Annotated in this window: 20 protein-coding genes; 14 read left to right on the forward strand and 6 right to left on the reverse strand. The window is 61.0% G+C overall.

What is annotated here, in order from left to right:
* Nucleotides 1-50 precede the first annotated feature (50 nt).
* The 4 genes from PKE98_RS23695 to PKE98_RS23710 all read left to right on the forward strand — a co-directional run bounded on the left by PKE98_RS23695 (nucleotide 51) and on the right by PKE98_RS23710 (nucleotide 3,201).
* A complete protein-coding gene (locus tag PKE98_RS23695) occupies nucleotides 51-1,019 on the forward strand; it encodes a GTP 3',8-cyclase MoaA (protein WP_271197889.1) in 969 nt (322 codons plus the stop codon).
* A gap of 39 nt (nucleotides 1,020-1,058) precedes the next feature.
* Nucleotides 1,059-1,955, forward strand: a complete 897-nt coding sequence (locus tag PKE98_RS23700; RefSeq protein WP_271197890.1) for a radical SAM protein — start codon at nucleotides 1,059-1,061, stop codon at nucleotides 1,953-1,955.
* 68 nt (nucleotides 1,956-2,023) lie between these two features.
* Entirely contained in the window at nucleotides 2,024-2,626 is a 603-nt protein-coding gene (locus tag PKE98_RS23705) for a DUF4823 domain-containing protein (protein WP_271197891.1), read from the forward strand.
* Nucleotides 2,627-2,637: 11 nt separating this feature from the next.
* The gene (locus tag PKE98_RS23710; RefSeq protein WP_271197892.1) at nucleotides 2,638-3,201 is read left to right on the forward strand and encodes a DUF1285 domain-containing protein; all 564 of its coding nucleotides are present in this window, start codon (nucleotides 2,638-2,640) and stop codon (nucleotides 3,199-3,201) included.
* Between the two features lie 235 nt (nucleotides 3,202-3,436).
* On the opposite strand, the gene PKE98_RS23715 is transcribed toward PKE98_RS23710, so the two are convergent.
* The gene (locus PKE98_RS23715; protein ID WP_271197893.1) at nucleotides 3,437-5,101 is read right to left on the reverse strand and encodes an electron transfer flavoprotein-ubiquinone oxidoreductase; all 1,665 of its coding nucleotides are present in this window, start codon (nucleotides 5,099-5,101) and stop codon (nucleotides 3,437-3,439) included.
* 321 nt (nucleotides 5,102-5,422) lie between these two features.
* Between PKE98_RS23715 and PKE98_RS23720 the strand changes: the two genes are divergently transcribed.
* A complete protein-coding gene (locus PKE98_RS23720; protein WP_271197894.1) occupies nucleotides 5,423-6,172 on the forward strand; it encodes an electron transfer flavoprotein subunit beta/FixA family protein in 750 nt (249 codons plus the stop codon).
* Nucleotides 6,173-7,102 carry an electron transfer flavoprotein subunit alpha/FixB family protein gene (locus PKE98_RS23725; RefSeq protein ID WP_271197895.1) on the forward strand — a complete coding sequence of 310 codons (930 nt, stop codon included), beginning with the start codon at nucleotides 6,173-6,175 and terminating at the stop codon, nucleotides 7,100-7,102.
* A gap of 158 nt (nucleotides 7,103-7,260) precedes the next feature.
* Here the strand turns inward: PKE98_RS23725 and PKE98_RS23730 are convergent, their stop codons facing one another.
* Nucleotides 7,261-8,190 carry an alpha/beta fold hydrolase gene (locus PKE98_RS23730; protein WP_271197896.1) on the reverse strand — a complete coding sequence of 310 codons (930 nt, stop codon included), beginning with the start codon at nucleotides 8,188-8,190 and terminating at the stop codon, nucleotides 7,261-7,263.
* A gap of 115 nt (nucleotides 8,191-8,305) precedes the next feature.
* Here PKE98_RS23730 and PKE98_RS23735 point away from each other — a divergent pair, with 115 nt between their 5' ends.
* From PKE98_RS23735 to PKE98_RS23770, 8 genes are all read left to right on the forward strand, one after another.
* On the forward strand, nucleotides 8,306-9,124 hold the full coding sequence (locus PKE98_RS23735) for a substrate-binding periplasmic protein (protein WP_271197897.1): 819 nt from the start codon (nucleotides 8,306-8,308) through the stop codon (nucleotides 9,122-9,124).
* Between the two features lie 48 nt (nucleotides 9,125-9,172).
* A complete protein-coding gene (locus PKE98_RS23740; RefSeq protein ID WP_271197921.1) occupies nucleotides 9,173-9,490 on the forward strand; it encodes a DUF4398 domain-containing protein in 318 nt (105 codons plus the stop codon).
* The gene (locus PKE98_RS23745) at nucleotides 9,487-10,296 is read left to right on the forward strand and encodes an OmpA family protein (RefSeq protein WP_271197898.1); all 810 of its coding nucleotides are present in this window, start codon (nucleotides 9,487-9,489) and stop codon (nucleotides 10,294-10,296) included. Before PKE98_RS23740 ends, PKE98_RS23745 begins: the two co-directional genes overlap by 4 nt.
* A gap of 154 nt (nucleotides 10,297-10,450) precedes the next feature.
* The gene (locus tag PKE98_RS23750; RefSeq protein ID WP_271197899.1) at nucleotides 10,451-11,890 is read left to right on the forward strand and encodes an aminotransferase-like domain-containing protein; all 1,440 of its coding nucleotides are present in this window, start codon (nucleotides 10,451-10,453) and stop codon (nucleotides 11,888-11,890) included.
* Nucleotides 11,891-12,091: 201 nt separating this feature from the next.
* Nucleotides 12,092-13,834: a vWA domain-containing protein gene (locus PKE98_RS23755; protein ID WP_271197900.1), complete on the forward strand. Its 1,743-nt coding sequence runs from the start codon at nucleotides 12,092-12,094 to the stop codon at nucleotides 13,832-13,834.
* A 1-nt stretch (nucleotide 13,835) separates the two neighbouring features.
* Nucleotides 13,836-14,435 carry an RNA polymerase sigma factor gene (locus PKE98_RS23760; protein ID WP_271197901.1) on the forward strand — a complete coding sequence of 200 codons (600 nt, stop codon included), beginning with the start codon at nucleotides 13,836-13,838 and terminating at the stop codon, nucleotides 14,433-14,435.
* Nucleotides 14,432-15,154 (forward strand): hypothetical protein, encoded by a 723-nt coding sequence (locus PKE98_RS23765; protein WP_271197902.1) that lies wholly within the window; start codon nucleotides 14,432-14,434, stop codon nucleotides 15,152-15,154. Before PKE98_RS23760 ends, PKE98_RS23765 begins: the two co-directional genes overlap by 4 nt.
* 61 nt (nucleotides 15,155-15,215) lie before the next feature.
* Nucleotides 15,216-15,914: a hypothetical protein gene (locus PKE98_RS23770; RefSeq protein ID WP_271197903.1), complete on the forward strand. Its 699-nt coding sequence runs from the start codon at nucleotides 15,216-15,218 to the stop codon at nucleotides 15,912-15,914.
* Nucleotides 15,915-16,057: 143 nt separating this feature from the next.
* On the opposite strand, the gene PKE98_RS23775 is transcribed toward PKE98_RS23770, so the two are convergent.
* The 4 genes from PKE98_RS23775 to PKE98_RS23790 form a co-directional block, all read right to left on the reverse strand.
* Entirely contained in the window at nucleotides 16,058-17,884 is a 1,827-nt protein-coding gene (locus tag PKE98_RS23775) for a long-chain-acyl-CoA synthetase (protein WP_271197904.1), read from the reverse strand.
* A 108-nt stretch (nucleotides 17,885-17,992) separates the two neighbouring features.
* Nucleotides 17,993-18,814 carry an SDR family oxidoreductase gene (locus tag PKE98_RS23780; RefSeq protein ID WP_271197905.1) on the reverse strand — a complete coding sequence of 274 codons (822 nt, stop codon included), beginning with the start codon at nucleotides 18,812-18,814 and terminating at the stop codon, nucleotides 17,993-17,995.
* Nucleotides 18,815-18,939: 125 nt separating this feature from the next.
* Nucleotides 18,940-20,931: an acetyl/propionyl/methylcrotonyl-CoA carboxylase subunit alpha gene (locus PKE98_RS23785; RefSeq protein ID WP_271197906.1), complete on the reverse strand. Its 1,992-nt coding sequence runs from the start codon at nucleotides 20,929-20,931 to the stop codon at nucleotides 18,940-18,942.
* 135 nt (nucleotides 20,932-21,066) lie between these two features.
* Nucleotides 21,067-21,864, reverse strand: coding sequence for an enoyl-CoA hydratase/isomerase family protein (locus PKE98_RS23790; RefSeq protein WP_271197907.1), 798 nt, complete (start codon nucleotides 21,862-21,864; stop codon nucleotides 21,067-21,069).
* Nucleotides 21,865-21,866 lie beyond the last annotated feature (2 nt).

The raw sequence follows: 21,866 nt of genomic DNA on the forward strand, positions 1-21,866 counted from the left end.
TTGGCTGACTGCGGGCATATACTGCGGCGTATTCCTCGTCGGAGTTATCCATGATCGTCGACCGCCAGGGCAGACGTTTCCGCAATCTGCGAATCAGCCTGACCGCCGCCTGCAACTACGCCTGCACCTACTGCGTGCCGGACGGCAAACGTCTGGTCGCGGCACAGGACGAGTTGTCGGCCGAGGCCTTGGTGCGCGGTGTCGCCTACCTGATCGAGGCGGCGGGCATCGAACAGCTGCGCATTACCGGCGGTGAGCCCCTGGTCAGCCCCAAGCTCGAAGCCTTGTTGCATGGTGTCAGCACTTTGGGTTTGCGCGATATCAGCCTGACCACCAACGGGCAGTTGCTGACGAAGAAACTTCCGGTGCTGCTGAATGCCGGCATCCGCCGACTCAACGTTTCCCTGGATACCCTCGACGCCACCGCGTTTCGCCGTATCGCCCGTGGCGGTGATCTGGCGACCGTGCTGGACGGCCTGGAGCAGGCGCGTGCGGCGGGTATCAAGATCAAGCTGAACATGGTGCCGCTGCGCGGCCAGAACATCGATCAGGTACTGCCACTGCTGGACTACTGCCTGGAACGCGGCTTCGAGCTGCGCTTTATCGAGCTGATGCGCATGGGCCACCTGGCGCGCGACGGCAACAGCTTTCAGCAGCAATTCATCAGCATGCCCGCGCTGCTCGAGCTGATCGGCGAACGCTACGAATACCAGCAGGCCGACGCGCCGCTCGACGCTACCGCGCTGCGCTACGAAATTCCCGGCCACGGCCATTTTGGCGTGATCGCCAACGAAAGCGTGCCGTTCTGCCGTACCTGCTCGCGCCTGCGCTTGTCCTCGACAGGCTGGCTGCATGGTTGCCTGTCGTCGAGTAATCGCCACTATGTGGGCGACCTGCTGGAAAAACCTCGCCATCAGGCGCTGCCCGCTTTGCAAGGGCTGCTGATGAAAGCGCTGGGTGACAAGCAAGAAGTCGCCTTTTCGGGCGGCGTTACCGTGATGAAAATCATCGGCGGCTAACCATCAGCCTTTTCCACCTCCATTCAAGAGTCGTTGTGCATGGGCGCTCAGTCTTTCCCTATTAGCTATATAGAACCGGTATTCCGCCCGCCGAGCGAAGCCCATTCCCTGATTCTGCCGGTGACCAACGGCTGCTCGTGGAACAAGTGCGGCTTTTGCGAGATGTACACGCCTGAGCAAAAGAAGTTTCGTGCGCGGGATGAGGCTGACGTGCTGGAGGAGATTCGCCGCTGCGGCGAACAGCTGATTGTGCAGCGCATATTCCTGGCCGATGGCGATGCGCTCGTGCTGCCGACACGGCGTCTGCTCACGATCCTGCGCGCCATCCGTGAACATATGCCCGAAGTCGACCGTGTTTCGAGCTACTGCCTGCCGCGCAACCTGCGCAAAAAATCGGTTGAAGAACTGAAGGAATTGGCTGATGCCGGCCTGAGAATGGCCTATGTCGGCGCCGAGTCGGGGGATGATGAGGTGCTGGCGCGAGTGAACAAGGGCGAGACCTTCGAGTCTAGCCTTAGCGCGCTGGATAAGCTCGGACAGGCCGGCATCACTCGCTCGGTGATGATCCTCAATGGTTTGGGCGGTACGACCCTGAGCGAGCAGCACGCCGACAATTCAGCGCGTTTGATGAGCGAAGCGCAGCCGGAGTTTCTCTCGACGCTGGTGGTGAGCTTCCCCCAGGGCGAGGCGCGTTTTCGCCAAGGGTTTGCCGATTATCAGCCGCTGAGCCAGCACCAGTTGTTTGTCGAGGTCGAGCGCTTGCTGCAAGGGCTGGAATTGAACAACACGGTATTTCGCAGCGACCATGCCTCCAATTACCTGGTGCTCAAGGGCAATTTGGGTGCCGATAAGGCGCGCTTGCTGGCGCAGGTTCGTCAGGCCATCGAGCAACCGCAGCAGGCGCGTTTGCGCCAGGAATGGCAACGCGGCCTGTGAGCTGGCGCGGAAGCTGCAAGACCCGCGTTGTTCGCCGGTTTTCCGTCACCGGCATGCGGAGATTCACCATGCGTAGCCTGATTGTGCTGCTGACGCTGCTGGCCCTTGGGGGCTGCATGAAAGTCAGCGATATGACCGATGGCGTTCTCAATCAGATGAGCGATGCCGGTTTTCTTGACCATAGCGACATTCGTCGGTCGAGCCCGTGGCGTTTGCAGCCCGATTCCTTCATCTATATAGCCCAGGGCCATTTTGTACCGCCGGGCGGTCATACACCGCGCCCGAACGTTGTGGCGGAACAGGCGTTCGATGGCTTTGTCGAATATTTTCCCATGGTGCGTCGCGCCAGAGCGCCGGCCGGGCTGGATGAGTCATTGAGCCAGGCCCGCGCGGCCGGGGCGAATTACCTGCTGTATGCACACTTCGCCAATGCCGATGACCGCATTGGTACGCAAGAAGAGTGGGAAGATCAGGAAGCGCTGGACCGCCTGGGCGTAGACCACAGTGTGATTCAGGTGATGTTGATCGAGACCAACACCCGCTACCTGGTGGACACCGTAAGAGTTCGCAGTCGTGGCGGTTTTCTGACGTTATACGACAATAAGCCCGACGATCTGCTCGGGCCACCCATGCAGGAATACGCGCGACGCCTGCTGGGTTTGAATGAATAAAAGGAGAGGGCATGACTGATCCAGGCAAGGCGGGCGACCTGCTCGGGCAAATTCCCAAAAGCAAAGGCCTGCCGCCGGTGCACCTGTGGAACCCTGATTTCTGCGGCGATATCGACATGCGCATCGCCCGCGACGGCACCTGGTATTACCTGGGTACGCCTATTGGCCGCAAGCCCATGGTGCGGCTGTTCTCCACCATCATTCGCCGCGACGGCGATAACTACTTTCTGATTACTCCGGTAGAAAAGGTTGGCATCAAGGTCGACGACGCACCCTTTGTCGCCGTGAGCGTCGAGGTGGAAGGCGAGGGCGAGGCTCAGGTGTTGCGCTTTACCACCAATGTTGAAGATATGGCCGAAGCCGGGCCCGAGCATCCGCTGCGCTTTGTGATCGACCCGGTTACCCAGGAGCCGGCGCCTTACGTGCATATCCGCACCAACCTTGAGGCGCTGATACATCGCAATGTGTTTTACCAACTGGTTGAGCTGGCCGTGCCGCGTGAGATTGATGGCCAGAGCTGGCTGGGGTTGTGGAGTGGTGGCGAGTTTTTCCCGATAGCGCCGCAGCCGGATTGATTCGGCGAATAGGTGACGATTGCGCCATCGCTTTTGGCTTTTGGGGTGTATGCCTCACGCAAATCAAGATCGAGCGAGCTAGAGTCGGGCAAGGCAAAGTTGTTTTTTGAAGCGCAGTTGGCTGTAGCCAATGAGCATTCAAAAAAACAGCTTTAAAGCCGCCCGGCCGATGCGCAGCTGATCGGCAGGTAATAAAAAAGGCTCCCGAAGGAGCCTTTTTTATTACCCAACTGAATCACATATTGGGGTAGTTCGGACCGCCAGCGCCTTCAGGCGCCACCCAGTTGATGTTCTGGGACGGGTCCTTGATGTCGCAGGTTTTGCAGTGCACGCAGTTCTGCGCGTTGATCTGGAACTTCTTCTCGCCGCTTTCCTGCGTGACGATCTCGTACACGCCAGCTGGGCAATAACGCTGCGCAGGCTCGTCATAGAGCGGCAGGTTTTTCAGCAGCGGAATGCTCGGGTCGATCAGCTTCAGGTGGCAGGGTTGTTCCTCTTCATGGTTGGTGTTGGAGAGGAATACCGAGCTGAGCTTGTCGAAGCTGAGTTTGCCGTCCGGTTTCGGGTAGGCGATCTTTTTCGCTTCGGCGGCCGGCTTCAGGCAGGCGTAATCCGGCTTGGTGTCGTGCAGGGTGAACGGGATCTTGCCGCCGAAAATGTTCTGGTCGACGAAGTTGAACGCGCCACCCAGCAGCGGGCCGAACTTGTGCAGCGCCGGGCCGAAGTTACGGCTGCGGAACAGCTCGTCGTACAGCCAGCTGGCTTTGAAGGACTCGACGTAGCCATTGAGCAGGTCGCCGCCTTCGCTGCCGGCGAACAGCGCATCGGCTACGGCGTCAGCAGCGAGCATGCCGGACTTCATCGCGGTGTGGCTGCCTTTGATCTTGGCGAAGTTCAGGGTGCCGAGGTCGCAACCGATCAGTGCGCCGCCATTGAATACCATCTTCGGCAGCGAGTTGAGGCCGCCTTTGCAGATGGCGCGAGCGCCGTAGGAAACGCGTTTGCCGCCTTCCAGATACTGTTTGATTACCGGGTGATGCTTGTAGCGCTGGAACTCATCGAACGGCGACAGGTGCGGGTTGGCGTAGGACAGGTCGACGATCAGACCGACCACCACCTGATTGTTTTCCAGGTGATAGAGGAACGAACCACCGGTGTTTTCGGTGCCTACGATGTCCAGCGGCCAGCCGGCGGTGTGCACCACCAGGCCTTGCTCGTGCTTGGACGGGTCGATGTCCCAGATTTCCTTGATGCCAATGCCGTAGTGCTGGGCGTCGGCGTCGCTGTCCAGGTTGTACTTCTTGATCAGTTGCTTGCCGATATGGCCACGGCAGCCTTCGGCGAACAGGGTGTACTTGCCGCGCAGTTCCATGCCGGGGGTGTACACGCCTTCTTTAGGATGGCCTTCACGGTCAACGCCCAGATCGCCGGTCAGAATGCCGGTGACCACGCCGTTCTCGTTGATCAGCGCTTCCTGAGCGGCGAAGCCTGGGTAGACTTCCACGCCCAGGTTTTCAGCCTGCTGGGCCAGCCAGCGGCACAGGTTGCCGAGGGAGATAATGTAGTTGCCTTCGTTGTGCATGGTTTTCGGCACAAACAGGTCAGGCACTTTCGAAGCGCTGGTCTCGTTCTTGAGGACATAAATGTCGTCACGCTTGACCGGGGTGTTCAGCGGGGCGCCGAGCTCTTTCCAGTCCGGGAACAGTTCGTTCAGGGCGCGGGGTTCGAAGACAGCACCGGAGAGGATGTGGGCGCCGACCTCGGAGCCTTTCTCGACCACGCAAACGCTGATTTCTTTACCCGCTTCAGCGGCTTTCTGCTTCAGTCGGCAGGCGGCGGACAGGCCAGCTGGGCCGGCGCCAACGATGACGACGTCGAACTCCATAAATTCGCGTTCCACAGGCTATCTCCTACTCAGGCTCTATCTATGTTTTATTTGAGGATCGGGCTCGTTCCGTAAGCCATGTCGGCGCATTATATCCACGGACCCCGACGGGTCCAATACAAACGTTTGTTTGAATTTTCAAATAGGCTGCTAGAATCAGGTTTACACGGCTTAAAGTGGCCATTTTGTCGTATTGACCCGTTTGGGTGATACGGTCAAGATACGGGCGGTTTTGCGCTAGCCGTGCTGTAGGCTGACCGTCGGTTCCGGCCGACGAGCATCGCCCGCCATTGTTTATTGGCGACTTCTTATTCACCGGAGAGTAACGAGGAATCAATGAAGGTTCTTGTAGCTGTCAAACGAGTGGTTGACTACAACGTCAAGGTCCGAGTCAAAGCGGACAACTCCGGCGTTGATCTCGCCAACGTCAAAATGTCGATGAATCCCTTCTGCGAAATCGCCGTAGAAGAAGCCGTCCGCCTGAAAGAAAAAGGCGTGGCTACCGAGATCGTCGTGGTTTCCATCGGCCCGAACACGGCTCAAGAGCAACTGCGCACCGCGCTGGCTCTGGGTGCTGACCGCGCCATTCTGGTCGACACTGCGGAAGAGCTGAACTCGCTCGCCGTGGCCAAGCTGCTCAAGGCTGTAGTCGATAAAGAGCAGCCTTCGCTGGTCATCCTCGGCAAACAAGCCATCGACAGCGACAACAACCAGACCGGCCAGATGCTGGCTGCCCTGAGCGGCTACGCCCAAGGCACCTTCGCCTCCAAGGTTGAAGTGGCTGGCGACAAGGTCAACGTAACCCGCGAAATCGACGGCGGTCTGCAGACCGTTGCGCTTAACCTGCCGGCTATCGTGACCACCGACCTGCGCCTGAACGAACCGCGCTACGCGTCGCTGCCGAACATCATGAAAGCCAAGAAGAAGCCGCTGGAAGTTGTTACTCCAGACGCTTTGGGCGTCTCCACCTCGTCCACCGTCAAAACCTTGAAAGTAGAAGCGCCGGCTGCTCGCAGCGCGGGTATCAAGGTCAAGTCGGTTGCTGAACTGGTCGAGAAACTGAAGAACGAGGCGAAGGTAATCTAAATGACTATCCTGGTTATCGCTGAACACACCAATTCCGCCCTGGCACCTGCCACCCTGAACACTGTGGCTGCTGCTGCAAAAATCGGTGGTGACATTCACGTGCTGGTTGCAGGCAGCAATGCCGGCGCCGCTGCTGAAGCTGCTGCCAAGATCGCTGGCGTTTCGAAAGTGCTGGTAGCCGACAACGCTGCCTACGCTAACCAACTGCCGGAAAACGTCGCACCGCTGATCGCAGACCTTGGCAAGAGCTACAGCCACATCCTGGCTAGCGCTACGTCCAACGGCAAAAACATCCTGCCGCGCGTTGCCGCTGCACTGGACGTTGATCAGATCTCCGAGATCATCTCGGTAGAAAGCGCCGACACCTTCAAGCGTCCGATCTACGCCGGTAACGCCATCGCTACCGTGCAGTCTTCGGCTGCCGTGAAAGTGATCACCGTGCGTTCCACCGGTTTCGATCCGGTTGCTGCTGAAGGCGGTTCCGCTGCTGTTGAAGCAGTTAGCGGCCCGAGCGACGCTGGTAAGTCGTCCTTTGTTGGCGAAGAGCTGGCCAAGTCCGACCGTCCTGAGCTGACCGCTGCCAAAATCGTCGTTTCCGGCGGTCGTGGCATGCAGAACGGTGACAACTTCAAACACCTCTACGCACTGGCCGACAAACTCGGCGCTGCCGTGGGTGCTTCGCGCGCCGCTGTCGACGCCGGTTTCGTACCGAACGACATGCAGGTTGGCCAGACCGGCAAGATCGTCGCACCGCAGCTGTACATTGCGGTCGGTATCTCCGGTGCCATCCAGCACTTGGCGGGTATGAAGGACTCCAAAGTCATCGTCGCCATCAACAAAGACGAAGAAGCGCCGATCTTCCAGGTTGCCGATTACGGTCTGGTTGCGGACTTGTTCGAAGCTGTACCTGAGCTGGAAAAACTGGTTTAAGCCCAGCGCTTCCCGCCCAAGAAAAACCCGCTCAGTGAGCGGGTTTTTTTATGCCTTACGATTTCATCAAACTCGAACCGTAGGATGGGTAGAGCAAAGCAGAACCCATCGTTACGCGAATCGAAGGGGTTCGCCTATGGCTCGCCTCATCCTACGATCTAGCCTTTCACGCTGTTCAAAAAGTCCTGGTAATGCCCGGCTGTTTCTTCAGGCCGCTCAATCATCGGCACATGCCCACAGTTCTTCATGATCACCACCGTCGGGTTCTTCAGCAGCGGCTTCATCACATCAATGCTGGATACATCGAGCGTGCGATCCTTGTCGCCCCACAACAGCAGGGTAGGGGCCTGGATTTTCGGCAGTTCCGGTTCCAATGGAATCGGGCGCGCGAGCAGTTGGCTGAATATCTTGGCGTTTTGCTCACTTCTGGCGCTTGCCTGCTCCGCCATGTAGCGCCGCACGTTGGCAGGCACTTTCGGCGGTTCAACAAATACGAAGCTTACCAACCTGTCAAAACCCTCCGCGTCGCGGGCAACCAGCGGGTTGGGTTCGCCGCGTTGCAGAATTTCGTAGAGCTCGCTTTTAACCGGTGAGGTCACGCCGCTGTTGTCGAACAGCGCAAGGGAGCGCACTTGCTCAGGGTGACGCGAGGCCAACAGTGCAGCGATTTGCCCGCCCATGGAGTTGCCGACTACGTGCACTTTGCCCACGCCCAGCGTTTCTACAAACGACGACACTCGCTCGGCCTGAGTCCCCACGTCGTAACTGGCATCGGGTTTGCTGCTATCACCGAAACCGGGCAGGTCGAGGGCAATCACGTTGTAGCGTTTGGTGAAGAACTTGGAAAAGCGCACCCAATTGTCTTTGTTGGCGCCGAAGCCGTGAATCATCAGCAGGGTTTCACCGTCTGCCGGGCCTCCGTGGTAGTAGTGAATGCTCAGGTCGCCCACCATGACCTGCTCATTGCTCAAGCCGGCCCCTTGGCGTTCGGCAAATTGCGCAGTAGCCATCAACGCAGCCGGGGAGAAATAGAGCAGGGCGGCAATTGCTGCCACACAGATCGCAAAGCCAACCAGTAGTTTTTTCATGGGCCGTCCTTATCGCCAATAATTATTTCAATTCGTCTAAGCTAGCATGACGCTGTGTATTGTCAGCTTCTCGCGCCTGCAATCCAAACCATCGTTCTGTTCGGGAAATCCGTTAATGCAGATACGCCACTTTATCGCGCTGTTGTTGCTGCTCGCCGGTGTTCCGGGCTTGAGCGCTGCCGCTGGAAAGTGTGAACGCCTGGTGGCTACGGGCAACCCCGAATACCCCCCTTATTTATGGCGCGACCCGGCCAACCCCAAAGTGCTGATTGGCGCCAACGCCGATCTGCTCAAGCAATTGGGCAGCGAGTTGGGCGTAGCCATCGACGTGATCTACACCGGCCCCTGGTCACGGGCGCAGGAAGATGTGCGCACCGGCCGGGTCGACATGATCGCCGGCGCGTTCCTGACGCTGCCGCGCCTGGAAACCATGGACTACATCCATCCCGCCTTCCTCGAAACCGCCAGCGTGGTCTGGGTCAAGCGCGGCAAAGGTTTCCCGTACAACCAGTGGGAAGACCTGCGCCTGCACACCGGCGGCACCCTGGTGAACAACAGTTTTGGCCAGGCCTTCGATCACTACGCCAAAGACAACCTCAACCTCGAAACCGTGCCGAGCCTCACTCAGGCTTACCAAAAGCTGCTGCTCGAACGCACCGACTACGTTCTTTACGAGCGCTACCCCGGCTTGGCCTTGGCCGAAACCCTGGGCATGACCGCCGACCTCGAAGCGCTGGAACCGCCGATCTCCAGTGAAGGTCTGTACCTCACGCTGTCGTTCAACTCCGCCTGCAACGAGCCCTGGCTGCGCGGACAACTGGCGAAAAAGATGACAGAATTGGCCGCCTCTGGCGTGCCGGAAACCCTGCTGCAACGCAACCTCGAGCTATGGAAAACGCAGCAGTTACAACCGGCAACTCCCCCGAAACAGTAGGAATTTTTCGTGATTCAAAGACGCATACTGGCAACCAGCCTGGTCGTGATGGCCCTGGTCGGTTGTACCAAAGACCCCGCGCCCAACGAGCAAATGCGCCTGACTGAACAGGCCGTCGAGCAAGCCAAGGCAGTAGGCGCCGACGAGCAGATCCCGGAAATGGTGCTGGCTGAGCAGAAGCTGGCCCGGGCGCAAAAGAACATGAATGAAGAAGACTACAAACGCGCCCGCATGTTTGCCGAGCAGGCTGAACTGGACGCGCGCCTGGCCGAAGGCCGTGCGCTGACCAGCAAGAGCGAAAAGCAGCTGGCCGACCTCAACGCCCGCATCAAGCGTCTCCACAAGCAACTGGGGGAGATGCCATGAACGCCAATTCCATGCGCCTGACCCTGGCCCTGCTGGCCGTTTCGCTGCTCGCCGGCTGTGCCACTCAGCCCGATGCCGAACAAAGCCTGGAAGCAGCGCGTGACAGCTTCCAGAAAGTCAAAGAAGACACCGACGCGCTGCGCTATGCCCCCCGTGATGTGATCCGCGCTGGCGACTCGCTGTCGCGTGCCGATCGCCTGTCCACTTACTGGGGCAGCGACGCTGATGTCGAGCACTACGCCTACCTCAGCCAGCGCTACAGCGCGATTGCCACCGAGCACACCAAGCTCAGCATCAACCAGGAGCGCCAGGCCAAGCTGCAACTGGAAATCGAGCGTCTGCAACTGAACCTGCGTGAAGCCAAGCTGGTGAGCGTGCAGCAGCAAGGCAAGTGGCTCGAAGAGCAGATCAACCTGGCCACCACCGAGACCGACCGCGGCCTGGTGCTGACCCTGGGCGACGTGCTGTTTGACCCGGCCGACAGCGAGCTCAAACCCGCCGCCAACCGCACCCTGCTCAAGCTCACTCAGTTCCTGCAACTCAACCCACGGCGCGTGGTGCGGGTTGAGGGTTACACCGACAACCGCGGCAGCAGCGAGGAAAACCTCACCCTGTCCAAAGCCCGCGCCCAGGCCGTGGCCGATACCATGATCGACCTCGGTATCGACGAGAAGCGCATTCAGGTAGTGGGGTACGGTGCCGATTTCCCGGTCACCGAAAACGCCTCCAATCGTGGCCGCGCGCAAAATCGCCGGGTGGAAATCGTGTTCTCCGATGACCAAGGCAAGCTGGGGTCGGATCGCTAGAGCGCCCTTCGCTTTAGAAAAGCCCCGGTTGCCGCAAGCACCGGGGCTTTTTATTCCTGTTCTGTATGCAAAACAAAAACCCCAACTGTGCCGGTTCAGTTCTAAACTGTTTCGCTACTGTATCGGTGTTCGCGTACAACCCAGGAAAGCCGCCATGACCAGTCTGTTGCTCTATCAACGTATCGCCCAGCAATTGGCTGAGGATATTCGCCGTGGCGTTTACCAGCCGGGCGAGCGCGTGCCGTCGGTGCGCAAGATGAGCTCACAGCTGAACGTCAGCCATGCCACAGTATTGCAGGCCTACGCCAATCTCGAAGACCAGGGCCTGATCCGCGCGCGGCCGCAGTCGGGTTTCTACGTGCACCAAACGCCGGCCCTGACCGCTGCCACCCCCGATATCGCGCGGGTAGAGCGCCCAGGCCTGGTCACCCGCAGCTCCATCATTCATCAAGTACTTACCGAAGCACGCCGCGAAGGCGTGTTCCCCTTCGGCGCTGCGGTGCCGCACGTGGACTACCTGCCGGTGCGCGCATTGCACCAGCAGTTGGCCAAGGTCACCCGCTTTCAAAGCCCGCGCGCCTTCAGCTATATGTTCAGCCCAGGCTTCGAGCCGCTGCGCCGTCAGGTGGCCATTCGTATGCGCGATGCCGGCGTGGTGGTGGACCCGGCAGAAGTGGTGATCACCCACGGCTGCGTTGATGCCCTGCAGATGTCGCTGCGCGTGCTGACCAAACCGGGCGACCTGATTGCCACCGAGTCACCCACCTATTACGGCTTGCTGCAATTGGCCGACCTGCTGGGCCTGAAAGTCATCGAAATTCCCAGCGACCCTGGCACCGGCATCAGCCTTGAAGCGCTGCAACTGGCCGCCAGCCAATGGCCGATCAAAGCACTGGTGCTCACCGCGCGCCTGAGCAACCCACTGGGCGGCACCATTCCCGAAGACCGGCAGAAACAACTGCTGCGTCAGGCCCGCGAGTTCGATTTTCATATCGTTGAAGACGATATTTACGGCGAGTTGCTGTTCGAACAAGGCCCGACCAAAGCCTTGAAGTCGCACGATAGAGAAGGGCGCGTACTGTACTGCTCCAGCTTCTCGAAAACCCTCTCGCCGGGCGTGCGGGTCGGCTGGATCATCGCCAGCAAATACCAGGACGACATCCAGCGCTTGCAAACCTTCACCACCCATTCGGCGTGCAGCGTCACGCAGATGGGCGTGGCGGCCTACCTGGAAAACGGCGGCTACGACCGGCACCTGCGCTACATCCGCCACGAATACCGCAAAAACCTCAGCGCCTTTCAACTGGCCGTGCAGCAGTACTTTCCCGAAGGCACCCAGATCACCCGGCCCAAGGGCGGCTTTATTCTCTGGGTCAGCCTGCCGCGCCGGGTAAACACCAAAGACCTGCACGTGCGCGCCCTGCAACAAGGCATCAGCATCGCGCCGGGGCTGATCTTCAGTAATACCGAGCAGTTCAACCACTGCGTGCGGTTGAACTGCGGGATACCGTGGAACCGGGAATCGGAGCGGGCGATCATGACGCTTGGGATGTTGGCGAATCAGTTGTGCCAGGAGACGCCGAATCTGCTGTAAACCACGCTCGACTCAGCATTCTGGATTCCCGCCTACGCGGGAATGACGGAGTTTCTACAACTATCACCGTCATCCCTGCGCAGGCAGGGATCCAGAATCTCGGCACTTTTCACATTCTCGAGAATTTTCTCACCCCCGCTTAACCCCAACCGCAAAACCCCTCCGTCTACCTGAGCGAATGGCCCCCCAGGAGACGCCCCCATGGCTCACTATCTCGTTCTATCCCGCTTGCCCCTGTTCTACGGTTTCGCCGGTGGTCTGGCCCTGGCGCTCAGCGCCTGCTCGGTGAAGGAATCGGACGCCGTTGCCGCGAAACCCCCGGCTGCCCCCGAGCCGCTCAGTTATTCCCGCGACGTGCTGGCCGAGCAGGCCGCGCCCGCCGAACTTAGAAAAAGTACCCCCGTGGCCGGCAGCGTAATGCCCGCCCCACGCATTGCAGTCGCCCCCATGGCCGACACCCAGGCACCGGGTTACCAGGACGTCTACCGCGAGCAGTATCAAAAGCTAGCCGACAACCCGATCCACGCCGTCGCCCAGGACCCGGTGTCCACCTTCAGCATCGACGTCGACACCGGCAGTTACGCCAACGTACGTCGCTTTCTCAACCGTGGCCAACTGCCGCCCGAAGAAGCAGTGCGGTTGGAAGAATTGGTGAACTACTTCCCCTATAGCTACCCGCCGGCCAGTGGCGACACCCCCTTCGGCGTCAGCACCGAGCTCGCGGTTACGCCGTGGAACCCCAATAGCCGGCTGCTAAAAGTCGCCATCAAAGCCTCGGAGCTGCAAAGCCAGGCCATGCCGCCGGCCAATCTGGTGTTTCTGGTGGATGTCTCCGGTTCCATGGACCGCCCCGATGGCTTGCCGCTGGTGCAGAGCACGCTGAAGTTGCTGGTGGACCAATTGCGCGCCGAAGACAAGGTGTCGCTGGTGGTGTACGCCGGCGAATCACGGGTGGTACTGGCGCCGACGCCGGGCAGCGAAAAAGCCAAGATCCGCGCCGCCATCGAGCAGTTGCAGGCCGGCGGTTCCACGGCAGGGGAGTCGGGCATTCAGCTGGCGTATCAGCAGGCGCAGCAAGGCTTTGTCGCCCACGGCATCAACCGTATCCTGCTGGCCACCGATGGTGACTTCAACGTCGGCATCAGCGACTTCGACAGCCTGAAAAAACTCGCCGAAGACAAACGCCAGACCGGCGTGTCGCTCACCACCCTGGGCTTTGGCACCGACAACTACAACGAGCAGTTGATGGAGCAACTGGCCGATGCCGGCAACGGCAACTACGCCTATATCGACAACCTGCGCGAAGCCCGCAAGGTGCTGGTGCAGCAACTGAGTTCGACGTTGGTGACGGTGGCCAAAGACGTGAAAATCCAAGTGGAATTCAACCCCGCGCACGTCAGCGAATACCTTTTGCTCGGCTATGAAAACCGCGCGTTGAAACGCGAAGATTTCAGCAACGACAAAGTGGATGCCGGCGAGATTGGCGCGGGCCACACCGTAACGGCGTTGTACGAAATCGTGCCGGCGGGCAACAAAGGCTGGCTGGAGCCGCTGCGTTACCAACAGGCCGATGCCAAGCGCGCCGCATCCAGTGAAATGGCCCTGCTGCGCATTCGCTACAAAGCCCCGGAGCAGGCGCAAAGCCGGTTGCTGGAAGTGCCGATTGCTGCCGACGCCAAGGCGCCGGCCATCAGCGAAGCCAGCGCCGACCTGCGCTTTGCCGCCGCGGTAGCGGCCTTTGCCCAACAGCTCAAAGGTGGCCAATACACCCAAGGCTTCGACCTGGCTGCCAGCGCCGAATTAGCCCGTGGCGCCAAGGGTGACGACCGCTTCGGGCTGCGTGCCGAGTTCGTGCAACTGGTGGAACTGGCGCAGAGCCTGCACACTGCGGCCAATCCGTCTTCCACCCCTAAAGCCTCAACAACCATGGCCAAGGTCGACTAGCGTGACAGCCGCTCCTTCTCCCTCCACGTTACTGCCGAGCGACGCCGAGCTGTTGCGTCGCTACCGGCAGGGCGATAGCCAGGCGTTTGCGGTGCTCTACGGCCGCCATCGCCTGGGGCTGTTCCGTTTTCTCTGTGGCCTGTGCAACGACGCCGCATTGGCCGAAGAAATATTCCAGGAAACCTGGATGAGCCTGATCCGCAGCGAATCGCAGCAGCGCGAGGCGGTGCAGTTCACCACCTGGCTGTACCAGATCGCCCGCAACCGTTTAATCGACCATTGGCGCAAGCACGGCAAGCGCCAATACCTGCAAGACGAGTACGACGAACAGCTGCACGCCGAGGTCGACAGCCAGCCCAACCCGGAGCAGCAGCTCAGCCTGACCCGTGATCAACAGCGTCTGCAGGCAGCGCTGGACGATCTGCCGGCTGAGCAGCGTGAAGTGTTCCTGCTGCGCGCCCACGGTGACCTGGACCTGGGCGAAATCGCCGCGCTGACGCAAACCCCGGCGGAAACGGTAAAAAGCCGCCTGCGCTACGCATTGAGCAAGTTACGACGGTTGCTGACGGACCCGGCCACCGCCGACGAGGTATCCCCATGACACACGACCCACGCGAAAGCGCTGCGCTAGAACAGCAGATGCTCGAGCACTACCGCCGCCACAGCGAACAGGTGCCGCCGCCCGAGCTGGATGCGCGCATTCTGGCCGCCGCCCAGGCGCACGCGGCGAACCAGCAGCGACCGGCAGCCAAGGCATCAGCTTTGAGCCGCCTGCATGGCTGGTGGTTTGGCGGCAGCCAGCGTGCGCGCTGGTCCATGGCTTTTGCCAGCATTGCCACCCTGGGTATTGGTGTGGGGCTGGCCACGCGCACCATGGAGCAAGCGCCAGAGCAGCAATACGACGCCGCGCCGATGGCCTTGTCTGTACCGGCTCCGGCCATGGCGCCGATGGCGGAAAAGAAGGCCAGCGAGGAAGTGGCACGTCCCCGCGCCGAGATGCGCAAACAGGCGCCAGCCGTTGTCAGCGGCCAATTGAATGAGCAAATGGGCAAGCTGGAAGCCACGCCCCCTGCGGCGGCTGCGCCCTTTGCCGACGCTGTTGCACCGGCTGCGCCGCCCGTTCTGGCGCGCAAAGCCCAGGCCGACGCCAGCCATGACCAGGCGCAGTTGCAGCGCAGCCTGCAGCAGATTCTGCAGCTGCAACGCAGCGGCCACACCGCGCTTGCCGAGCAGCAATTGCATACTTTGCAACAACTCTACCCACAACAGGATCTACGCGAGCAGTTGCAACGTTTACAGCATGAACGTGGTCAGCAGTAGAAGGGCAGCAGAACCTGTTGCCCGGAATGCGCGCTTGCCAGTGATGGCTGAGCGCGCGAGCATGTTGGCCTCTGTAGAGTTCGACTACTGCACCATGATGACTATTCGATCCGTTGGTTTGTTGCTGGCCCTTTTGGTAGTGGGCGCCTGTGACAAAGACCCGACCCCGCCCAAAACGCCGCCGGCGCCGCAAGCGCCGACCGTGACCCAAGCCCCTGCGCCAGTGGCCACGCCCAGCGAACCCGCCAAACCCGAGCCCAAACCGGCAGCGGTGAAAACCGCCAAGCCCTTCGAGCCACTGGTGAAAAGCGAGCTGAAGCCGCTGCCCGAACCGCCGGCTGCAAAGCCCGCCACCACACCGGCAGAAAAGCCCGCCGTTCAAGTGCGCGCGCCACAACCGCCGGACAAGATTCAGCGGCTGCAAGTGGCCAAACCGCAAACCCCGGCCCAGAAAAAAGCCAGCGACGCGGTAAAACAGGCCAAGATCGACAAGCCCAAATTGAACCTGCACCTACCCAAAGATGCCGTGCAGAAATTGCAGCCGGAAGTGGCTGCGTTTGGCGCCAGTGAGCCTGCGCCAAACAAAGAAGAGACCCCGGCTCTACTGCCGCAGATGTTTGCGGAGAAGCCCGGTGCGCAAAGCCCATTTGAAGTGGGCGGGCGGGTCATTACCAACGAACATAGCCGCGATCAGAACAAGGATGCGGGGTTGCTGGATACGGTGGATGGGGCGGAGTTGCAGTTCAAGTTTCGCCACTAAAGAGCCCCTCACCCCCAGCCCCTCTCGCCTGTCCGGCCGACCTAGCGGGCGAGGGGAGCCGACCTGGATGCGGTCTGATCCCCTCGCCCCCCTGGGGGAGAGGGTTAGGGTGAGGGGGTAATTGCAGACGCTGCGGTTCCCCGTTAAAACCGATGCACCCCCGCCTGAATCGCCTCATACACCGCCCCATCCAACACCTCGAACTGGCCGCTGCCCGGTAACCGCACATACAGCGGGTCAGTCACCAGCTGCGGGTTATAGGCCGCGGTTTTCAAATCATTCTTTTTGTACTTGAACGTCCCGGTGGTCTCCACCTCGCGCAGCAAGCGCACAAACTGCGGCGCGGCGTACGCCGGCAGCTCTCGGTCCAAATGTGCCGCCAATTCGCTGCAATCGAGCTGCAACCCCGGCGCCAGGCGCAGCGCCGCCATGCCGCAGCGGCCATTGGTTCCGGGAATTTCCACGCCGTACACCACGGCATCTTCAATTCCGGCAAAGCTGCCCAAGGCATTCTCCACTTCCGTGGTGGACACGTTTTCACCCTTCCAGCGGAACGTATCGCCCAGCCGATCCACGAACTGGGTGTGCTTGAAGCCGATATCGCGCATCAGGTCGCCGGTGTTGAACCAGGCGTCGCCCTTCTTGAACACATTGCGCAGAATCACCGCTTCGCTTTTGGCCGGGTCGGTGTAGCCGTCAAACGGCCACTTGGCGCTGATCTCGGTAATCAGCAAGCCCGGCTCGCCCTTGTCGGCCTTTTGCAGAAAGTTCTTCTTGGTGCGCAGCGGCCGGTCGTTTTCCAGGTCGTAGCGCACGATGGCGTAAGTGGCCGGGGAATAGCCGACGGTATTGTCGAAGTTGAATACGTTGGTAAAGCCGATATTGCCCTCGCTCGAGGCATAGAACTCGGTGATGCGCTCGATGCCGAAACGCTGTTTGAACTCGCCCCAGATTGAGGGCCGCAGGCCGTTGCCGATCATGCAGGTCAGGGTGTTGTTCAGCTCTTGCGGGCACGCCGGCTGGTTCAGCAGGTAGCGGCACAGTTCGCCGATATAACCAAAACAGGTGGCCTGGTAGTGCTGCACGTCTTTCCAGAAGGCGCTGGCGGAAAAGCGCCGGCGCAGGGCGATGGCCGCGCCACCGGCCAGGGCCGCGCTCCAGCACACGGTTACGGCGTTGTTGTGGTAGCAGGGCAGGGTCAGGTAGAGCACGTCCCGCTCATTGAGGCCCAAGCCCGAATGGCCGAAGCCGCCGTAGGCCTTGATCCACTTGCCGTGGCTCATGATCGAGGCCTTGGGCAGGCCGGTGGTACCGGAGGTGTAAATCAGAAAGCACGGGTCTTTGAGGCGCACCTTGGCGCTGTCGGGCAGGTTGTCGTGGCGCTCGCTCCAGGCCAGGTCCATCAAATCCTGCCAGCCATCCGGTGCGGCGCTGGGGGTGTTAAGGCTGTCGCCATCGCTCAGCCAGTAACAGTGTTGGTCGCTGCCGTGCACTTGCTCGCGCACGGCTTCAAAGGGTTCGCGCAGCTCTTCACCAATCACAAAATGACTGGGCGTTACCAGATTAAGGCTGTGCACCAGCACCTGGCCGCGCTGGGTGGTATTGACCAACGCACCCACCGCGCCGAGCTTGGCCAGAGCGGCCAGCAGCAACAGCACTTCAATGCGGTTTTCCAACATCACCGCTACCACACTGCCATGCACTACGCCTTGCTTTTGCAGCGCGCGCGCCAGGCGGTTGGCCCAGGCGTTGAACTGCGCGTAGCTCAGCTGACGGTGTTCTTCGAGCACCGCCGGGCGCTCGCCATACAGGTCGGCGGCACGCTCCAAGGCCCAAGCCAACGAGAGATTCTTTTCGCGGTTGCGGATGCCGGCGTAATACAGCCCACGCAACATACGCGGCACGCGGCTGAAGGTGGCGGGCAGGTGAGCGATAAAACGGATAGGGGTAATCAGATCGGCTTGGCTCATGTTCGCGTCGTTATGCTTTTTGTCGGGAACGAGCCTTCACTCTAGAACGGCTGCGCCAGAGGCACTATGGCCCTGGCGCAGGCAAAGCCGGGCAGATGGGCAAACCCATCACTCCACAAACAGGTCCTGAATCAGCGGACCGCCAGCGGGGTCGAAGCGGTAGTGCTCGAACTCGCTTTGGCCCTGCTCACGCAGGATGTCCTCATCAATCAGCAGGCGCCCGGTAATGGCCCGGCCGCTGCTGGCGAGAATGGCATGCGCGGCATCGGCCATGATCGCCGGCACCCGCGCACGCTTGAACGCCTCACGGCTGCCCAGCTCGAACTCGATGGCGGCGGTGGCAATCATGGTTTTGGGCCACAGCGAATTGACGCTGATGCCGTACTTGGCAAATTCCTCGCTCATGCCCAGCGTCAGCATGCTCATGCCGTACTTGGTCACGGTGTAGGGGCCGTGTTGGGCGAACCATTTGCTGTCCATGTTCAGTGGCGGCGACAGGTTGAGGATATGGCCCTTGCTCTGCTTCAGGTACGGCAGGGCGGCCTGGCTGCAGACCATCACGGCGCGGGTGTTGATCTGAAACAGCAGGTCAAAACGCTTGGGTGGCAGGTGCTCCACGCCTACCAGCTTGATGGCGCCTGCGTTGTTTACCAGCGCATCGATACCGCCGAAGTGTTCGGCAGCCTTCGCCATGGCGGCTTTTACCGCCTCTTCGTCACGCACATCCAATTGCAGGGCCAGGGCTTTGCCACCGGCGGCTTCGACTTCGGCGGCCACCGAGTGAATGGTGCCCTCAAGCTTGGCGTGGGCCTCGGCGCTTTTGGCAGCGATGACGATATTGGCGCCATCGGCGGCGGCCTTCAGGGCAATTTCACGGCCAATGCCGCGGCTGGCGCCGGAGATAAACAGGGTTTTGCCGGACAGGGACATAAGGTGAATCTCCAAGGGTTTTTATTGTTTTTAAATCGCTTGTTTTGATGAATCCGGGATGTCACAGAGCTCTTCACACAAACACCCGTCGTCCCCGCCTGCGCGGGGATGACGGTGGTTGGCAGTCAGGTCAGTGGGTCTGCCTCGATTTCCACCAACACCTGCCGACCCTTCACCTGGTCGCCCTTGTTGGCCTGCACCCGCCGCACCACGCCGTCACTGGCCGCTTTGAGCGGATGCTCCATCTTCATCGCCTCCAGCACCACCAGCAGTTGCCCTTTGCTGACGCGCTCGCCCTCGCTAACCAGCACCTCGACAATCGCCCCATCCATCGGCGCCTTGATCACCCCCGAGGCTGCCGCACCGGCTGCGCTGACCGGCTCATGGGTGACGTCGTGCAGCTCCAGGTTGCCGTTATGGCCATACAGCCACAGCTGCTGGCCAGCGTGATAATAGGCCAGGCGCTGGCGCACACCGTCGATGTTCACGCTGGCCCAACGGCCGTCGTGACTCAGCAATTGCAGGTCCAGTTGCTGTTCGCCTACGCTGGCCAACAGGCGCGGTTGCGGGCCCGATTGCTGCACCGCCAGCTCCACCGGGTATTTGGTCTCGCCATGCTTGAGCACAAACCGCCATGGCGCATTGCCGGCGTTACGCCAACCCGCCAGTTCCGGCTGATGCGCCCGCGCCTCGGCGCCGGCCTGGTAGAGCAGGGCGGCAGCGCTGGCCAGTTCAAAGGCGCTGGGCGGCTGCGGGCTCAGGCTTTCATCGGCCTGGAAGTGCTCGGCAATAAACGCGGTGGTGGCGTTGCCCGCGGCAAATTCCTCATGGGCCAGCAGGTTGGCGAGAAAGCGCTGATTGCCGTTTACACCCAGCAGCACACAGTCTTCCACCGCCCGCACCAGCTTGCGCCGAGCTTCGTCGCGGGTGGCGCCGTAGGCGATGACCTTGGCCAGCATAGGGTCGTAGAACGGCGTGATGCGCTGACCTTCCACCAGGCCATGGTCGATGCGAATGCCGTCCAGCAGCGCCGGCTCCCAGCGCAGCACGGCGCCGGTTTGCGGCAGAAAGTTATTGGCCGCGTCCTCGGCATACAGCCGCACTTCCATGGCATGGCCAGTCAGCTGAATTTTATCCTGAGGCAATGGCAAGGGTTGGCCAGCGGCGACTTGCAGCTGCCAGGCCACCAGGTCTTGCCCGGTAATCAGCTCGGTAACCGGGTGCTCCACTTGCAGACGGGTGTTCATCTCCAGAAAGAAGAACTCACCGCTTGGGTCGAGCAGAAATTCCACAGTGCCGGCACCGACATAATTCACCGACGCCGCCGCTTTTACCGCCGCCTCGCCCATGGCCTGACGCAGCGCAGGCGTCATCACCGGGCAGGGCGCCTCTTCGACCACCTTCTGATGGCGCCGCTGCACCGAGCAGTCGCGCTCGCCGAGGTAAACGATGTGGCCGTGCTGGTCGCCGAACACCTGAATTTCCACATGCCGGGGTTGCAGCACAGCGCGTTCCAGAATCAGCTCGCCGGAGCCAAAAGCGTTTTGCGCCTCCGAGCGCGCAGTGCGGATCTGCGCCAACAACTCACCCGCCTCATGCACCAGACGCATGCCGCGCCCACCGCCACCGGCGCTGGCCTTGATCATCAGCGGGTAACCGATGCGCTCGGCTTCGCCGGCCAGCACCTCGTCGTCCTGCTCAGCGCCTTCGTAACCGGGAATGCACGGCACCCCAGCGGCCAGCATGGCGATTTTCGACAGGCGCTTGCTGCCCATCAGGTGAATGGCTTCTACAGTGGGGCCGATAAACACGATGCCGGCCGCTTCGCAGGCCTGGGCAAAGGCGGCGTTTTCCGAGAGAAAGCCGTAGCCGGGGTGCACCGCATCGGCACCGGTTTTTTGCGCGGCGGCGATGATGGCCTCGATCGACAGGTACGACTGATTGACCTGCGCCGGGCCTATGCACACGGCCTGGTCGGCCAGTTGCACATGACGGGCGTCGGCGTCGGCTTCGCTGTACACGGCCACGGTGCGGTAGCCCAGGGCGTGGGCAGTGCGCATGACCCGGCAAGCGATTTCGCCGCGGTTGGCAATAAGGATTTTGTTAAAGGCTGGCATGGGCTAGTGGGCTCCTGTTTTTATTGTGGTTGCAGCTTGCCCTCACCCCCGTCCCCTCTCCCGCACGCGGGAGAGGGGAGACAAGCGGTTCCCTCTCCCCTTGTGGGAGAGGGCTAGGGTGAGGGGTAAAAGCGGTCACACCGCCCACCCAGGCTTACGCTTCTGCATAAACGCCATCGTCCCTTCCACCCCTTCCTCACCCACCACAGCGGCGGCAAACAACCCGGCAGCCTCGTCGAGTAAGGTGTTTAAAGGCTCGTTTTCAGTCGCCAACAGCAGCGCTTTGGTCGCCGCATTGGCGCCCGGCGCGCATTGGCGAACCTGTTCCAACACCTGCGCCAAACGTTCCTCCACCTCGGCCTCGGCAAAATGCACCAGGCCCAGGCGCAACGCCTCTGCACCATCAAACCGCGCCGCCGTAAGCGCCAGACGCCGGGTCTGCGTGAGCCCGATGCGCTTGACCACAAACGGCGCAATTTGCGCGGGAATGATCCCCAGGCTGGTTTCCGGCAAACCGAATTTGGCGCCGCTCTGCGCAATGGCGATATCCGACACACAGGCCAGGCCAAACCCACCGCCCAGCACCGCGCCTTCAAGCACGGCAATCAGCACCTGCGGGGCGTTCTGCGCATCTTCCAGCAAGGCCCCGAAGGCGCGGTTGAGGTGGCGGTAGGCGTCTTCACCGTCGGTTTGCGCACGGGCGCGGGCGCCGGCCATGTCCTTGATATCGCCACCGGCACAGAAATGCCCGCCGGCACCACGCAGCACCAGGGCGCGGATGCTGGCATCGGCGGCGCTGGTGCGCAGCACGGCGCGTAGTTCTTCCACCATGGCAAGGCTCATGGCATTGCGCACGTCCGGCCGGTTAAGGGTGATGGTGAGCACGCCTTGGGCGCGCTCCAGCAGCAAGGTGGTGACGGCGGGTAAGGTCATGG

The sequence above is a fragment of the Pseudomonas turukhanskensis genome, from assembly GCF_027922365.1.
Classification (GTDB): domain Bacteria; phylum Pseudomonadota; class Gammaproteobacteria; order Pseudomonadales; family Pseudomonadaceae; genus Aquipseudomonas; species Aquipseudomonas turukhanskensis.

Excerpts from the sequence above, each read along its gene's own strand:
- PKE98_RS23695 (WP_271197889.1), top strand. The coding sequence starts at position 51 with ATGATCGTCGACCGCCAGGGCAGACGTTTCCGCAATCTGCGAATCAGC.
- PKE98_RS23700 (WP_271197890.1), top strand. The coding sequence starts at position 1,059 with ATGGGCGCTCAGTCTTTCCCTATTAGCTATATAGAACCGGTATTCCGC.
- PKE98_RS23705 (WP_271197891.1), top strand. The coding sequence starts at position 2,024 with ATGCGTAGCCTGATTGTGCTGCTGACGCTGCTGGCCCTTGGGGGCTGC.
- PKE98_RS23710 (WP_271197892.1), top strand. The coding sequence starts at position 2,638 with ATGACTGATCCAGGCAAGGCGGGCGACCTGCTCGGGCAAATTCCCAAA.
- PKE98_RS23720 (WP_271197894.1), top strand. The coding sequence starts at position 5,423 with ATGAAGGTTCTTGTAGCTGTCAAACGAGTGGTTGACTACAACGTCAAG.
- PKE98_RS23725 (WP_271197895.1), top strand. The coding sequence starts at position 6,173 with ATGACTATCCTGGTTATCGCTGAACACACCAATTCCGCCCTGGCACCT.
- PKE98_RS23730 (WP_271197896.1), bottom strand. The coding sequence starts at position 8,190 with ATGAAAAAACTACTGGTTGGCTTTGCGATCTGTGTGGCAGCAATTGCC.
- PKE98_RS23735 (WP_271197897.1), top strand. The coding sequence starts at position 8,306 with ATGCAGATACGCCACTTTATCGCGCTGTTGTTGCTGCTCGCCGGTGTT.
- PKE98_RS23740 (WP_271197921.1), top strand. The coding sequence starts at position 9,173 with ATGGCCCTGGTCGGTTGTACCAAAGACCCCGCGCCCAACGAGCAAATG.
- PKE98_RS23745 (WP_271197898.1), top strand. The coding sequence starts at position 9,487 with ATGAACGCCAATTCCATGCGCCTGACCCTGGCCCTGCTGGCCGTTTCG.
- PKE98_RS23750 (WP_271197899.1), top strand. The coding sequence starts at position 10,451 with ATGACCAGTCTGTTGCTCTATCAACGTATCGCCCAGCAATTGGCTGAG.
- PKE98_RS23755 (WP_271197900.1), top strand. The coding sequence starts at position 12,092 with ATGGCTCACTATCTCGTTCTATCCCGCTTGCCCCTGTTCTACGGTTTC.
- PKE98_RS23765 (WP_271197902.1), top strand. The coding sequence starts at position 14,432 with ATGACACACGACCCACGCGAAAGCGCTGCGCTAGAACAGCAGATGCTC.
- PKE98_RS23770 (WP_271197903.1), top strand. The coding sequence starts at position 15,216 with ATGTTGGCCTCTGTAGAGTTCGACTACTGCACCATGATGACTATTCGA.
- PKE98_RS23775 (WP_271197904.1), bottom strand. The coding sequence starts at position 17,884 with ATGAGCCAAGCCGATCTGATTACCCCTATCCGTTTTATCGCTCACCTG.
- PKE98_RS23780 (WP_271197905.1), bottom strand. The coding sequence starts at position 18,814 with ATGTCCCTGTCCGGCAAAACCCTGTTTATCTCCGGCGCCAGCCGCGGC.
- PKE98_RS23785 (WP_271197906.1), bottom strand. The coding sequence starts at position 20,931 with ATGCCAGCCTTTAACAAAATCCTTATTGCCAACCGCGGCGAAATCGCT.
- PKE98_RS23790 (WP_271197907.1), bottom strand. The coding sequence starts at position 21,864 with ATGACCTTACCCGCCGTCACCACCTTGCTGCTGGAGCGCGCCCAAGGC.